The organism is Nocardioides sp. S-1144 (assembly GCF_005954645.2).
Classification (GTDB): Bacteria; Actinomycetota; Actinomycetes; order Propionibacteriales; family Nocardioidaceae; genus Nocardioides; species Nocardioides dongxiaopingii.
Map to the genome: position 1 here is coordinate 415382 of NZ_CP040695.2, position 14104 is coordinate 429485.

Here is a 14104-nt window from a genome sequence, read left to right on the forward strand (position 1 = left end):
AAGACTGCGCGCGTGAACCCGGCCACCGCTCCCGCCCTCCGCGAGGCCCTCGTGGCCGCCGGCTTCACCTACGACGGCGTCGCCGAGCTGCTCGGGGCGCGGGCCCACGACGCGCTGGCCCGCAACGAGACGTCGCCCGGGCTGGCCCGCACCCGCGGCGGGAGCCCGCTCGAGACGCTCGTGCGGCTCTTCCTGCTGCAGACCACGGTCACCCTCGAGGACGCCGAGCGCGCGCTGCCGGGCCTGGTCGACCGGCTCGCCGTCGACGGGCTGGTCGCCCGCAGCGTCGGGGAGGTCGCGGCGCGCCTCGACTGCCGTCCGTACGCCGCGAGCCACGGCACCGGCGACGACGACGTCGACCTGTGGGTGGTCAGCGACCTGACCCCGGGCCTCGACGGCGGACCGCACCGCGTCGGCACCGACCACGTGCTGGGGATCAGCCCGGCGTCGACGTCGCTGGCGCAGCTGACGCTGCGCGAGGAGGTCGGGTCGGCCCTCGACCTCGGCACCGGGTGCGGCGTCCAGGCGCTGCACCTGGCGCGGCACAGCGGCCGGGTCGTCGCGACCGACGTCAACGCCCGCGCCCTCGCGGTGACCCGCTTCAACGCCGCCCTCAACGGCGTGGACGTCGACGTCCGTGACGGCTCGTTCTTCGAGCCGGTGCGCGGGGAGCGGTTCGACCTGATCGCGACCAACCCGCCGTTCGTGATCTCGCCGGCGACCGGTGAGCGGCTCGTCTACCGCGACTCCGGGCTGCCCGGTGACCGCGTCGTCGAGGACATCGTCCGCACCGCCCCGCGCCACCTCAACCCGGGTGGCTGGTGCCAGGTGCTGGCCAACTGGGTGATCCAGCGCGACCGCCCCTGGGACGAGCGGCTGGCGGGCTGGCTGCCCGAGGGCCACGACGCGCTCGTCGTCCAGCGCGAGGTGCTCGACCCCGCCTCCTACGTCGAGCTCTGGCTCAAGGACGCCGGCCTGCACGGCTCGCCCGACTACCTCTCCCGCTACGACACCTGGCTGTCGTGGTTCGACGACCAGGGCATCGAGGCGGTCGGCTTCGGCTGGATCAACCTGCACGAGGCCGGGACGTCCGACGGACGCACCGAGCTGCTGTCCTGGCCCTACGACGTCGAGCAGCCGATCGCCGAGGCGATCGGCGCCTGGGGCGACGCCGTCCGCGCCGACGTCGGCCTCGACGACCACCTCCAGCTGCGCCCGGACGTCGTCCAGGAGACCCACGGGCCGGTCGGCGCCGAGGACCCCGAGACGATCGTGCTGCGCCAGCAGGTCGGCTTCCGCCGCGCCCGCACCGTCGACACGGTCGAGGCCGCGCTCGCCGGGACCTGCGACGGCGACCTGTCGGTCGGGCAGATCCTCGACGCGCTCGCCGTCCTGCTCGACCTCGACGCCGCCGAGGTCCGCACGAGCTACCTGCCCGCGGTGCAGGACCTGGTGCGGCAGTCCTTCCTCACCCGCTGACCCGGTCGCGCTGAGCGGGCCTCGGGCCGGGGAGGCTCACGCGCCCTGGAGGGCCGCGAGCTTGTCGGTGGCCCGGTAGCCCTCCGGCACGCCCTCGACGATCGCGGCGACCGAGTGGGCGTGGTCGAGGCGCAGCGGCAGGATCGCCCGGTACTCGGCGGAGTCGTACCAGGCGCGGGCGGCGCCGCTGCTGGGGAAGGCGATCACCACGACGTCGCCGTCCCAGACGCCCTCGAGGGCGGTGACCGGCCCGCCGTGCACCAGGAAGCGGCCGCCGTACGGGGCCAGCGTGGCGTCGATCCGGGTCAGGTACTCGATGATCGCGTCGCCGACGCCCACCTGGCGCAGGTGGGCGACGGCGTACGCGGGGGTGCTGCGGGTCTGCTCGGTCATGTCGTGCTCCTCGGGTCGGTGTCGGAGCAGCAGTCCAGCCCACCGACGTCATCGGCGCGATGACCTCCGAGGTAGGTGCGGGACCGACCGGCATGGGCGATATTCGGGACATGACCCAGGAGAGCGGCGTCCTGCTGCGCGAGTGGCGACGCCGGCGCAACCTGTCGCAGCTCGACCTCGCGCACCGCGCGGGGGTGTCGAGCCGCCACGTCAGCTTCATCGAGACCGGACGCGCGCGGCCGACGAGCGCGATGATCCTGCGGCTGTGCGACCAGCTCGCCGTCCCCCTGCGCGAGCAGAACCGGTGCCTGCTGGCGGCCGGCTACGCCCCCGCCCACCCCGAGCACGCGCTCGACGCCCCGCCGATGGCCGAGGTGGCGGCGGCCATCGACGCCATCCTCGCCGCCCACCTGCCCTTCCCGGCGCTCGTGGTCGACCCGGGCTGGGACCTGGTCGCGGCCAACGACGCCCTCTACGCCCTGATCGGGGAGGTCGCGCCCCGCCTGGTGGAGCCGCCGGTGAACGTCGTGCGGCTGAGCCTCGACCCCGAGGGGCTCGCGCCCCGGATCGTCAACCTGCCCGAGTGGCGGGCCCACCTCCTCGCGCGGCTGCGCCGCGAGCACGACGCCGACCACGACCCACGGCTCGCCGCCCTGCTCGCCGAGCTCGACGACGGCGCCGGCGAGCCGGGCACCACGACGCCCGGCCTGCTGGTGCCCCTGCTGCTCCGGGTCGGCGACACGGTGCTGTCGCTGCTGTCGACGACGACGGTGTTCGGCACGCCCCGCGAGGTGACCGTCTCCGAGCTGGCCATCGAGGCGTTCTACCCCGGTGACGACGAGACCCGGCGGGCCCTGCTGGCCTAAGGTGCCACCGTGGCGACTCCAGGGTGGTACCCCGATCCGGCCGGTCAGGCGGGCATGTTCCGGTACTGGGACGGCTCCACCTGGGGCGACGACGTGAGCGACAGCCCGCAGGGCTCGGCGCCCGACCCCGCCGACGGCGGCCCCGGCCAGCCGCCGGCGACGCCGCCCCCGACCAGCCGCTTCGAGGAGCCGACGCAGTACCCCGGGTCGTCGGCCGCCCCCGGCAGCCAGCCCGGCAGCCAGCCCGGTGGCCAGCCGCCGGGGGGCTACCAGTCCTACGGCCAGCAGCCGCCCGCCCCGGGCGGGTACGGGCAGGGCGGCTACGGGCAGCAGCCCGGCGGCCAGCAGGGCTACGGCCAGCAGCCCTACGGCGCCCAGCAGGGCTACGGACAGGGCTACGGACAGGACTATGGCCAGCAGGGGTACGGCCAGCAGGGCTGGAACCCCGGTGCGACGCCGGGCGGGACCGGAGGATCGGGCGGACCGGGCAGGGGCCGGACGGTCGGCCTGGTGCTGCTCGCGGTCGTGCTGGTCGCGGTGCTCGGGGTCGGCACGTTCCTCGGCGTCCGCGCCGTCACCGGTGACGACGGCGACAACGGCGGCGACGAGGCCTCCGACACCGGCTCGCCCGACCCGACCAGCGACGCGACGACCGACCCGACCGAGGACCCGACCGAGGACCCCACCGAGGACCCGACCGAGGACCCTGCGGAGGACCCCGGCGACCCGTTCGCGGCCGACGCCGCCGAGCCGACGTCCGAGCAGTGCACGGGCGGTGACCCGGCGTCCGGGGCGACCGGGGCGACCGGCGGCGCGATGACCGGCGGCGGCCTCACCCTGCCGGTGCCGCCCGAGTTCGACGCCACGCAGGACCAGTCGGCGGCCTTCACCTTCGCCCGCGGCGTCTTCGCCCCGAGCCGGCCGATCGAGGTCAACGAGGCCGCCGCGACCGGGTGGGTCGCGGTGTACGCGCTCGGCGGCCTGCCGCGGGCCAACGGCTTCGAGACCCCGGGCCAGGCGGCCGGGGTCGTGCTGCAGTGCATGGCGGCCTCCTCGACCTTCTACACCGGCTTCAGCGGCGGCACGCTCGTCGACTCCGCGGAGACCACCGTCGACGGCGCGCCCGCGTGGGCGATGACCGCGGAGATCCGCATCGACAACCCCGACCTCGAGGTCGAGGGCGACGTCGCCCGGGTGGTCATCGTCGACACCGGCGACCCGGAGACGTTCGGGATGTTCGTCAGCGTGGTCCCGATCGGCGACACCACGCTCATCGCCCAGCAGGACGACTTCACCCGGTCAGCTCGCCCTCCAGTAGGGGCCCGCGGACCGCCGCGGCGACACGACGTTCGCCACCACGCGCTACCGTGAGCCGCCGTGAGCCCTAGACGGGGTTCCGGGACGGAAAGCGAAACAGGACGCTGTGGCACACAAGCTGGTGATCGTCGAGTCCCCCGCGAAGGCCCGCACGATCGGCGGGTACCTCGGGGACGGCTACGTCGTCGAGTCGTCGATCGGGCACATCCGCGACCTCCCCAACAACGCCGCGGACACCCCGGCGAAGATCAAGGACAAGTCGTGGGGCCGGCTGGCGGTCGACGTCGAGGACGGGTTCACCCCCTACTACGTCGTGCCGCGGGACAAGAAGTCGCACATCAGCAAGCTCAAGGGCCTGCTCAAGGACGCCGACGAGCTCTTCCTGGCCACCGACGAGGACCGCGAGGGCGAGGCGATCGCCTGGCACCTGCTCGACGAGCTGAAGCCGAAGAAGGACGTCACCGTCAAGCGGATGGTCTTCCACGAGATCACCAAGCAGGCGATCCTCGACGCCGCCGCCAACCCGCGCGACATCGCGATGGACCTCGTCGAGGCCCAGGAGACCCGCCGCATCCTCGACCGTCTCTACGGCTACGAGGTCAGCCCCGTGCTGTGGAAGAAGGTCATGTCGGGCCTGTCGGCCGGGCGCGTGCAGTCGGTGGCCACCCGCCTCGTCGTCGACCGCGAGCGGCAGCGGATGGCGTTCCGCGCCGCGTCCTACTGGGACCTCGAGGGCACCTTCGACGCCGGCAGCAAGCACGACCAGCGGATGTTCCCCGCCCGGGTGCACAGCCTCGACGGCACCCGCGTCGCCTCGGGCTCGAACTTCGGCCAGGACGGCCTGCTCAAGGCCGGCGCGGACGTCGTCCACCTCGACCGCGCGCGGGCCCAGTCGCTGGTCAGCGCGCTGGCCGACACCACCTACGACGTCCGCTCGGTGGAGTCGAAGCCCTACCGCCGCTCGCCGTACGCGCCCTTCCGCACCACCACGCTGCAGCAGGAGGCCAGCCGCAAGCTCGGCATGAGCGCCTCGGTGACGATGTCGGTGGCGCAGCGGCTCTACGAGAACGGCTTCATCACCTACATGCGCACCGACTCCACCACGTTGTCGGGCGGTGCGGTCGAGGCCGCCCGCTCGCAGGTGCGGGAGCTGTACGGCGCCGAGTACGTCCCCGACGTGCCGCGCACCTACACGAGCAAGGTCAAGAACGCCCAGGAGGCGCACGAGGCGATCCGTCCGGCCGGCGAGTCGTTCCGCACGCCGGCGCAGACCGGCCTGACCGGCGACCAGTTCCGGCTCTACGAGCTGATCTGGATGCGCACCGTCGCCTCGCAGATGAAGGACGCCGTCGGCCAGTCCGTCTCGGTCCGCATCGGCGGCGCGGCCGCCACCGGTGAGGACGTCGTCTTCTCGGCGTCGGGTCGCGTGATCACCTTCCACGGCTTCCTCAAGGCCTACGTCGAGGGCACCGACGACGGCGGCGCGAAGGACGACCAGGAGACCCGGCTCCCCGCGCTCGTCGAGGGCGACGCCGTCTCCGCCGCGTCGTTGAGCGCCAACGGCCACGAGACCAAGCCGCCGTCGCGCTTCACCGAGGCCACGCTGATCAAGGAGCTCGAGGAGCGCGAGATCGGGCGACCCTCGACCTACGCCTCGATCATCGGCACCATCCTCAACCGCGGCTACGTCTACAAGAAGGGCACCGCGCTGGTGCCGGCCTGGCTGGCGTTCTCGGTGATCCGGCTGATGGAGGACCACTTCCCGCGCCAGGTCTCCTACGAGTTCACCGCCGCGATGGAGACGGTGCTCGACGAGATCGCCCGGGGCGAGAAGGACCGCGTCACCGAGCTCGGCGAGTTCTACTACGGCTCCGACTCCGTGCAGGGCCTGCACACCCTCGTCACCGAGCTCGGCGACATCGACGCCCGCGAGAACGCCACCTTCCCCGTCGGTGACGCCGACTCCGGGATCTTCCTGCGCGTCGGGAAGTACGGCCCCTACCTCGAGGGCCCCGACGACGACGGCAACCCGCTCGGCCGGCGCGCCAACGTGCCCGACGACCTGCCGCCCGACGAGCTCACCCTCGACAAGGCCAAGGAGCTGCTGGCCAACCCCGCCGGCGAGGAGATCGCACTCGGCCGGCACCCGGTCACCGGCCTCGAGGTGGTCGCCAAGAACGGCCGCTACGGCCCCTACGTCACCGAGCTGCTGCCCGAGGACGCCAAGAAGAGCGACAAGCCGCGCACCGGCTCGCTGTTCAAGTCGATGTCGCTCGACACCGTCACCCTCGACGACGCCGTCAAGCTGCTCTCGCTGCCGCGCGTGGTCGGCGTCGCGCCGCCCGCCGAGGGGGCCGAGGGCGAGGCCGCCGAGGGCGAGGAGATCACGGCCCAGAACGGCCGCTACGGCCCCTACCTCAAGAAGGGCACCGACTCCCGTTCGCTCACCAGCGAGGAGCAGCTGTTCACCGTCACCCTCGACGAGGCGCTGGCGATCTACGCCCAGCCCAAGCAGCGCGGCCGCGCCGCCGCGGCGCCCCCGCTCAAGGAGCTCGGCAACGACCCGGTCTCGGGTCAGCCGGTCGTGGTGAAGTCGGGCCGGTTCGGGGAGTACGTCACCGACGGCGAGTACAACGCGACCCTCCGCAAGGACGACTCCGTCGACGCGATCACCCTCGAGCGGGCCGCCGAGCTGCTCGCCGACCGGCGCGAGCGCGGTCCGGCGAAGGGGGCGAAGAAGGGCGCGAAGAAGGCGCCGGCCAAGAAGAGCACCGCGAAGAAGACCGCCGCCAAGAAGACGACGACCACGAAGGCCGCCGCCAAGAAGACCACGGCGAAGAAGACCACGGCCAAGAAGGCCTAGGGCGGTCGTGCTGCCCGCGTCCCGGCCCGTGTACGCCGACCACGGCGTCTTCGTCTGCTTCGAGGGCGGCGAGGGCTCCGGCAAGTCGACGCAGTCGCGGCGGCTCGCGACCTGGCTCCGCGCCGCGGGGCACGACGTCCTGCTCACCTTCGAGCCCGGAGACACCCCCGTCGGCGCGGACCTCCGGCGGATCGTGCTGAGCCCGGAGACCGGCGCGCTGGGCGACCGCACCGAGGTGCTCCTGTACGCCGCCGACAAGGCCGAGCACGTCGAGACCGTCGTCCGGCCCGCGCTGGCCCGCGGCGGCGTCGTCATCACCGACCGCTACGTCGACTCGACGCTGGCCTACCAGGGTGCCGGCCGCGCCCTCGACGTCGCCGAGGTCGAGGCCGTCGCGCGCTGGGCCACCGGCGACCTGCGCCCGCACCTGACCGTCGTCCTCGACCTCGAGCCGGAGGCCGGGCTGGCCCGCTTCGAGGGCCGCGACCGGATCGAGGCGGAGTCGCTGGAGTTCCACCAGCGGGTGCGCGCGGCGTTCCCGAGGATGGCCGCCGCCGACCCCGACCACTACCTCGTGCTCGACGCCCGCGCCGACGTCGACGAGATCGAGGCCGCCGTCCGGGCCGCGGTGACGCCGCTGCTGCCCCCGCGGGCGACCTGAGCCCGGTGGCGGAGGGTCTCCCGCCCCGCCGGTGGAAACCGTCGGCGCCGCCCCGTAGGTTCGCCGCGTGACCCAGTCCGCCGTCGAGACCGAACCCGCGACCGGGGTGTGGGCCGGCCTGGTCGGGCAGGACCGCGCGGTCGGCGTGCTCCGCCCGGCGGTGGCCGGGCACGGGATGACGCACTCGTGGCTGTTCACCGGGCCCCCGGGGTCGGGGCGCTCCAACCTCGCGGTCGCGTTCGCGGCCGCGCTCCAGTGCGAGCAGGGCGGCTGCGGCGAGTGCCACGCGTGCCGCACCGCGCTGGCCGGCACCCACGCCGACGTCGACGTCGTCCGCACCCAGAAGCTCTCGATCGGCATCGACGAGGTGCGCGACCTGGTGCGCCGCTCCGCGCTCGCCCCGGCCGGCCGGCGCTGGCAGGTCATCATCGTCGAGGACGCCGACCGGCTCACCGAGCCGGCCGCCAACGCGCTGCTCAAGACCATCGAGGAGCCCAACGGCCGCACGGTCTGGATGCTCTGCGCCCCGACCGTCGAGGACGTCCTGCCGACGATCCGGTCGCGCTGCCGCCAGCTCACCCTGGCCACCCCCAGCCCGGCCGCGGTCGCGGCCCACCTCGTGCGGCACGACGGCGTCAGCGAGGCCCTCGCCTCCTACGCCGCCCGCGCCAGCCAGGGCCACATCGGCCGGGCCCGCGCGCTCGCCCTCGACGAGGCCACCCGCGAGCGCCGCCGCACCGTGGTCTCCTACCCGACGTCGCTCACCAGCCTCGGCGCGTGCATGCGCGCGGCCACCGAGCTCGCCGCCGTCGCCAAGGAGGAGGCCGACGCGATCACCGGCGACCTCGATGCCCGGGAGAAGGCCGACCTCGACGTCCAGTACGGCGTCGTCGAGCGCGGACGGCGTCCGCGCGAGTACAGCCCGGCGCTGTCGGCCCTCGACAAGTCGCAGAAGACCCGGGCCAAGCGCCGGGTCATCGACGTGGTCGACCGCGGCCTGATGGACCTGGTGTCGGTCTACCGCGACGCCGTGGCGCTCGCGCTGGGTGCGCCGGGCGAGCTGGTCAACGCCGAGATCCGTGCCGACGTCGAGGAGGTCGTGCGCACCTCGACGCCCGAGCTGAACCTGCGCCGGATCGGGTGGATCTTCGAGGCGCGCCAGCAGATGGTCGAGTTCAACGTCCCGGTCGCCCTGGCGCTGGAGTCGATGATGGTGGCGCTCAAGGTGCCGAGCTCGTGAACGGGAGTCGTGCATGAACAAGCAGGTCGTGTGGGTCGTGGCGGTCATCGCCGTCCTCGTGCTCGGCGTGGGCAGCGGGCTGACCGCGGCGCTCCTCGTCGGCGACGGCGGTGACGGGAGCAGCGACGGCGGCGGTGAGCGCGACCGGGGCGCGGCGCCGGAGACCTCCTCCCTCGGCCCGGCGGGCGCGGTGCCGGCCGGCCTCGAGGAGTTCTACGGCCAGCAGCTCGCGTGGGAGGGCTGCGGTTCCAACCAGTGCGCCACCCTCACCGTGCCGCTGGCCTACGCCGAGCCCGGCGGGGAGACCATCGGCATCGCCCTCGAGCGCACGCTGGCCCGCGACCCCGACAACCGCGTCGGCTCGCTCGTGGTCAACCCCGGGGGCCCCGGTGCCCCCGGCACGACGATGGCCGAGAACGCCGACGGCTACTTCACCGCCAGCCTCCTCGAGCGGGTCGACGTCGTGGCCTTCGACCCCCGCGGAACCGGTGACTCCGCGCCGGTCGACTGCCTCTCCGACGCCGACCTCGACGCGTTCGTCGCCCAGGACCCCACGCCCGACGACGCCGCCGAGCGGCAGGAGTTCGCGGCGAGCGAGGAGGAGTTCTTCGCCGGCTGCGTGGCCGGCTCCGACGGGGTCGCGGCGCACGTCTCGACCGTCGAGGCCGCCCGCGACATGGACGTGCTGCGCTCGGTCCTCGGCGAGGAGCAGCTGAGCTACCTCGGCTTCTCCTACGGCACCACCCTCGGCTCCACCTACGCCGAGCTCTTCCCGGGCAACGTCGGCCGTTTCGTGCTCGACGGCGCCACCGACCCGACGCTCGACTTCCGCGACAACGCCCTGAGCCAGGCCGCGGGGTTCCAGACCGCGCTCGACGCCTACCTCGACGACTGCGTCGCCGGCGAGGGCTGCTTCCTCGGGGCCAGCCGCGAGGAGGCGCAGGGCACCATCAGCGACCTCTTCGCCTCGATCGAGGAACAGCCGCTGCCGACCTCGGGCGACCGCGACCTCCAGATCGGCAACGCCTTCTACGGCGTCGCCTACCCGCTGTACAGCCGGGAGAGCTGGTTCCTCCTCGACCAGGGGCTCCAGGAGGCGCTCGACGGCGACGGCACGACCCTGCTGGCGCTCTCCGACCTCTACGGCTCCCGCAACGCGAGCGGCGGCTACGACGACAACAGCCTCGAGGCCTTCTACGCGATCAACTGCCTCGACGACCCCACGTCGGCCTCGGCCGAGGAGATCCCCGCCGAGTACCCCGCCTTCGACGCGGCCTCGCCGACCTTCGGCCGGTTCTTCGCGTGGGGCCTGGCCGGGTGCCTCGGCATCCAGGACGAGGCCGCCGAGCCCACGCCGACCATCCGCGCCGCCGGTGCCGCCCCGATCGTCGTCGTCGGCACCACGCGCGACCCGGCGACGCCCTACGAGGAGGCGGTGGCGCTCGCCGAGCAGCTCGAGAGCGGCGTCCTGCTCACCCGCGACGGCGACGGGCACACCGGCTACAACAAGGGCAACAGCTGCATCGACGACGCCGTCGAGGGCTACCTGCTCGACGGCGACGTCCCGGCCGACGACACCCGCTGCTGAAGCCGGATTGTTCCAGTGGCCGCGGCGGTGCGCCGCCCCGCAGGCTGAGGTCCATGAGGACCCTCGTGCGCACCGTGGCCCTGCTCGCCTCGACGCTGTCGCTGCTCGTCGTCGCTCCCGCACCGCCGTCCACCGCGGCGGGTGGCGGTACGCCCCCGGCCGGGCTCCGCGCGGCGGCGTGCGCCGCCGGCCGGCCGCAGGTCGGGGTCGGCGACACCACCGACCGCGGCTACCACGGCTTCGACATCACCGCGATGGGCCTGTGGAACAACCCCGGCGACGCGTGCGTGTGGACGACGGTCGCGGGCCGGTTCACCTCGGCGAAGGCCCAGGCCCTGCAGGTCCTCATCGACACCGACGGTCGCGGCGGACCGGAGTTCTACACCTTCGGCTACAGCCCGCGCGACGGCGACGACCGCACCGGCAGCTTCCTGGTCGGCCGCCGCGACGGTGAGTGGACCTACCTCGACTGCGAGGTGCGCACCTTCTGGCGCCCGCGCAAGGACCAGCTCGGCATCGGCGTCCCCCAGTGGTGCCTGGGCGACCCCAGGTCCGTGCGGGTCAAGGTGCAGGTGTGGGACATCCGCGAGTACCGCCCGAACAACACCTGGCGCGGCCGCGCCGACCAGGCACCGAACCGTCGCTGGTCGCCCGCCGCCGGCTGAGCCGGGGTCAGGGCAGCCGCGCGAACCAGCGCAGCGAGAACGCCGCCGCCAGCAGCGCGACCAGCAGCGAACCGGCCACGAAGAACGGGGTGACGTCGCGGGGCTCGGTGCGGAACCCGATCGAGGACTGGATGTCGTCGTAGACCTCGTCGAGCTCGTCGGCGGTCTCGGCGGCGTACCCGGTGCCGCCGGTGGCCTCGGCGAGGGCGTCGAGCGAGGGCTGGTCGACCGGCACCGGCACGAGCTGGCCGTCGACGGTGACGGTGCCCTCCGGCGTGCCGTAGGCGATCGTCGAGACCGGCACGCCCGCCTCCTGCGCGGCGCCCACCGCCATCTCGACGGTGCTGCCGACGGTGTTGGTCCCGTCGCTGAGCAGGACGACGTGCGCCGGGACCGGTTCGCCGTCGGCGTCGGTGCCGGCGCTGTCGCCGATCGCCTCGATCTGGGCGAGCGAGGTGAGGACGCCGTCGCCGATCGCGGTCCCGCGGTCGAGCTCGAGCCGGCCGAGGGCCTCGATCGCGGCCTCGTGGTCGGGGGAGGCCTGGGCCAGGACGGTCGCGGAGCCGGCGAAGGCGACCACGCCGACGTTGAAGCCGTCGGGCAGTCCCTCGACGAACGCCGTGGCGGCCGCGCGGGCCGCGGTGAGCCGGTTGGGGTCGACGTCGGTGGCCTCCATCGACAGCGACACGTCGACGGTCACGATGACCGTGGCCCGCTCGCGCGGCACCTGCTCGTCGACCTGCGGGCGCGACGCCGCCACGGCGAGCCCGACGAAGGCGAGCAGCAGCAGCGCCGCCGGCACGTGCCGGCGCCAGGCCGGTTGTCTCGGCACCAGGCGCTCGAGCATCGGCAGGGTCGCGAACCGGACGGCGTAGCGGCTGCGCCGGGCCTGCTGGACGCCGTAGAAGACGGCGAGCAGCACCACCGGGACGAGCAGCCAGAGCCACCCCGGGGAGGCCAGGGCGAACAGCGGCGCGGGAGCCGGGATCCTCATGCCGTTACCCGGCGCATCGGGCGGCCGTTGACGAACCGGGCGAGGTCGCGCACCCAGTCGCGGTCGGTGCGCAGCAGCACGTGGCCGGCCCGGGCGGCGCGGACGGCGTCCGCGGTGGCGGCGCGGTGGGCCGCCGTGGCGGCGGCGTAGCGGGCGCGGAGCCGGCGGTCGGAGGTGAAGATCTCGCGGCGGCGTCCGGTCTCGGGGTCCTCGAGGGTGACCGCGCCGACGTCGGGCAGCTCGAGCTCGCGGGGATCCACGACCTCGACCACGAGCGTCTCGTGGACCGCGGCCAGCCGTCGCAGCGGCGTCTCCCACGCGAAGGGCCGCTCCATCCGGCCGTCGGGCTCGACGAAGTCGGTGACCACGACGCGGACGCCGGGGCGCGGGTGGCGGGTGGCGAAGGTGCGGACGGCCCGGGCGAGGCCGACGTCGACCGAGCCGCCGCTGCCGACGGCCGCGGTGGCGCGGTGCCGGCGCAGCGCGCGGTGCGCGGCCGCGCGCGAGGGGAGCGGCTGGGCCCAGGTGAGCCCGTCGGCGGCCAGGTGGGCGGTGCCGAGCCGGTTGCCCGGGCCCTGGGTGAGGAGCGCGACCGCGGCGGTGACGCCGTCGGCGACCTGCCGCTTCTCGAGGTGGACGGTGCCGAAGGCCATGCTGGCGGTGTCGTCGACGAGCACCCACGCCTCGAGCTCGTGCTCGGCGACCGGGCGCCACACGTGCGCCTCGCCGGAGCGGGCGGTGACGTTCCAGTCGATGCGGCGGACGTCGTCCTCACCGGGCCGGTAGCGCACGACCTCCTCGGGGTCCGAGCCCGGCCCCAGGCGCAGGCCGCGCTTGTCGCCGTGCAGCCGTCCGGGGAGCCGGCGGCGCACGGCGAGGTCGAGGGCGTCGAAGACCGCCTCCGGTGACGCGGTGCCGAGCGGCACCGGCCCGGGAGCAGTCGTCACGACGACTGGCCCTGCGCGGCCAACGCCGCCGTGTGGCCGGCGTCCGGGTCCTCGCGGGAGGCGACGGTCGGCTGCGGCACCGCGGCGACCACCTCGCGCACGATGGCGCGCGGGTCGGCGCCGTCGGCGACGGCGTCGAACGAGAGCAGCATCCGGTGGCTCATCACGTCGGAGGCGACCTCGGCGATGTCGGCGGGCAGCACGTAGGAGCGGCCGCGCAGGAGCGCCAGCGCGCGGCCGGCGGCGAGCATGCCCAGCGAGGCGCGCGGGCTGACCCCGAGCTCGATGACCTCGCGCAGGTGGGCCAGCCCGTAGCGCTCGGGGGAGCGGGTGGCGATGGTGAGGTTCACCAGGTAGGAGGCGACGGAGTGGTGCACGAACAGCCCGTCGGCCACGCCCTGCAGCCGGATCACCTCGACCGGGTCGAGGACCGCCTCGGCCCGCGGGGGCTTCACCGACATCCGGTGCAGGATGGTGAACTCCTCCTGCCCGCTCGGGTAGGGCACGTCGACCTTGAGCAGGAACCGGTCGCGCTGGGCCTCGGGGAGCCGGTAGACGCCCTCGGACTCGACGGGGTTCTGGGTGGCGAGCACGAGGAACGGGTCGGGCAGCCGGTGGCTGGTGCCGGCGATCGAGACCTGCTTCTCGGCCATCGCCTCGAGCAGCGCCGACTGCACCTTGGCCGGCGCGCGGTTGATCTCGTCGGCGAGCACCAGGTTGGCGAAGACCGGGCCGAGCTCGACGTCGAAGGTCTCGCTGCTGGCCCGCCAGACGCGGGTGCCGGTGATGTCGCCCGGCATCAGGTCGGGGGTGAACTGCAGGCGGGCGAACGAGCCGCCGACGACGTCGGCCAGGGTGCGCACCGCGAGCGTCTTGGCGACGCCGGGCACCCCCTCCAGCAGGATGTGGCCCCGGGCGAGGAGCCCGATGATCATCCGCTCGACCATCGCGTCCTGACCGACGACGACCTTCTTGACCTCGATCAGAGCCCTCTCGAGGGTGGCGGACGCGTCCGCGACCTCGCGCTCCTGTTCAGCCGACATGGTGCCCAGACTCCCACCCTCGTGGTTGCCGGAAACGGGTTGTCGCGA

The 14104-nt window shown here is 74.1% G+C and carries 12 protein-coding genes; 8 read left to right on the forward strand and 4 right to left on the reverse strand.

Annotated features, from left to right (window positions below; translation table 11 throughout):
* Positions 1 to 12 precede the first annotated feature (12 nt).
* Positions 13 to 1479: a DUF7059 domain-containing protein gene (locus FE634_RS02055; protein WP_148240301.1), complete on the forward strand. Its 1467-nt coding sequence runs from the start codon at positions 13 to 15 to the stop codon at positions 1477 to 1479.
* Positions 1480 to 1515: 36 nt separating this feature from the next.
* Here the strand turns inward: FE634_RS02055 and FE634_RS02060 are convergent, their stop codons facing one another.
* The gene (locus FE634_RS02060; protein ID WP_138874937.1) at positions 1516 to 1872 is read right to left on the reverse strand and encodes a DUF1330 domain-containing protein; all 357 of its coding nucleotides are present in this window, start codon (positions 1870 to 1872) and stop codon (positions 1516 to 1518) included.
* Between the two features lie 110 nt (positions 1873 to 1982).
* Between FE634_RS02060 and FE634_RS02065 the strand changes: the two genes are divergently transcribed.
* The 7 genes from FE634_RS02065 to FE634_RS02095 all read left to right on the forward strand — a co-directional run bounded on the left by FE634_RS02065 (position 1983) and on the right by FE634_RS02095 (position 11072).
* Positions 1983 to 2738 (forward strand): helix-turn-helix domain-containing protein, encoded by a 756-nt coding sequence (locus tag FE634_RS02065; RefSeq protein ID WP_138874938.1) that lies wholly within the window; start codon positions 1983 to 1985, stop codon positions 2736 to 2738.
* Positions 2739 to 2747: 9 nt separating this feature from the next.
* Positions 2748 to 4109, forward strand: a complete 1362-nt coding sequence (locus FE634_RS02070; RefSeq protein WP_148240302.1) for a DUF2510 domain-containing protein — start codon at positions 2748 to 2750, stop codon at positions 4107 to 4109.
* A gap of 52 nt (positions 4110 to 4161) precedes the next feature.
* On the forward strand, positions 4162 to 6918 hold the full coding sequence (gene topA / locus FE634_RS02075) for a type I DNA topoisomerase (protein ID WP_148240303.1): 2757 nt from the start codon (positions 4162 to 4164) through the stop codon (positions 6916 to 6918).
* A 7-nt stretch (positions 6919 to 6925) separates the two neighbouring features.
* The gene (gene tmk / locus FE634_RS02080; protein WP_187366803.1) at positions 6926 to 7579 is read left to right on the forward strand and encodes a dTMP kinase; all 654 of its coding nucleotides are present in this window, start codon (positions 6926 to 6928) and stop codon (positions 7577 to 7579) included.
* A gap of 67 nt (positions 7580 to 7646) precedes the next feature.
* On the forward strand, positions 7647 to 8819 hold the full coding sequence (locus FE634_RS02085) for a DNA polymerase III subunit delta' (RefSeq protein ID WP_170981665.1): 1173 nt from the start codon (positions 7647 to 7649) through the stop codon (positions 8817 to 8819).
* A 13-nt stretch (positions 8820 to 8832) separates the two neighbouring features.
* Positions 8833 to 10407 carry an alpha/beta hydrolase gene (locus tag FE634_RS02090; protein WP_148240304.1) on the forward strand — a complete coding sequence of 525 codons (1575 nt, stop codon included), beginning with the start codon at positions 8833 to 8835 and terminating at the stop codon, positions 10405 to 10407.
* Between the two features lie 53 nt (positions 10408 to 10460).
* Positions 10461 to 11072 carry a hypothetical protein gene (locus FE634_RS02095; protein ID WP_148240305.1) on the forward strand — a complete coding sequence of 204 codons (612 nt, stop codon included), beginning with the start codon at positions 10461 to 10463 and terminating at the stop codon, positions 11070 to 11072.
* Positions 11073 to 11079: 7 nt separating this feature from the next.
* On the opposite strand, the gene FE634_RS02100 is transcribed toward FE634_RS02095, so the two are convergent.
* The 3 genes from FE634_RS02100 to FE634_RS02110 are packed head-to-tail and all read right to left on the reverse strand — an operon-like array spanning position 11080 to position 14056.
* Positions 11080 to 12066: a VWA domain-containing protein gene (locus FE634_RS02100; protein WP_138874941.1), complete on the reverse strand. Its 987-nt coding sequence runs from the start codon at positions 12064 to 12066 to the stop codon at positions 11080 to 11082.
* Complete coding sequence (locus tag FE634_RS02105; protein WP_222847653.1) at positions 12063 to 13013, reverse strand: DUF58 domain-containing protein; 951 nt, start codon at positions 13011 to 13013, stop codon at positions 12063 to 12065. Before FE634_RS02105 ends, FE634_RS02100 begins: the two co-directional genes overlap by 4 nt.
* Positions 13010 to 14056, reverse strand: coding sequence for an AAA family ATPase (locus FE634_RS02110; RefSeq protein WP_138874942.1), 1047 nt, complete (start codon positions 14054 to 14056; stop codon positions 13010 to 13012). Before FE634_RS02110 ends, FE634_RS02105 begins: the two co-directional genes overlap by 4 nt.
* Between the last annotated feature and the right edge of the window lie 48 nt (positions 14057 to 14104).

Coding starts and splice junctions, on each gene's coding strand:
- FE634_RS02060 (WP_138874937.1), bottom strand. CDS start 1,872: ATGACCGAGCAGACCCGCAGCACCCCCGCGTACGCCGTCGCCCACCTG.
- FE634_RS02065 (WP_138874938.1), top strand. CDS start 1,983: ATGACCCAGGAGAGCGGCGTCCTGCTGCGCGAGTGGCGACGCCGGCGC.
- FE634_RS02090 (WP_148240304.1), top strand. CDS start 8,833: ATGAACAAGCAGGTCGTGTGGGTCGTGGCGGTCATCGCCGTCCTCGTG.
- FE634_RS02095 (WP_148240305.1), top strand. CDS start 10,461: ATGAGGACCCTCGTGCGCACCGTGGCCCTGCTCGCCTCGACGCTGTCG.
- FE634_RS02100 (WP_138874941.1), bottom strand. CDS start 12,066: ATGAGGATCCCGGCTCCCGCGCCGCTGTTCGCCCTGGCCTCCCCGGGG.
- FE634_RS02110 (WP_138874942.1), bottom strand. CDS start 14,056: ATGTCGGCTGAACAGGAGCGCGAGGTCGCGGACGCGTCCGCCACCCTC.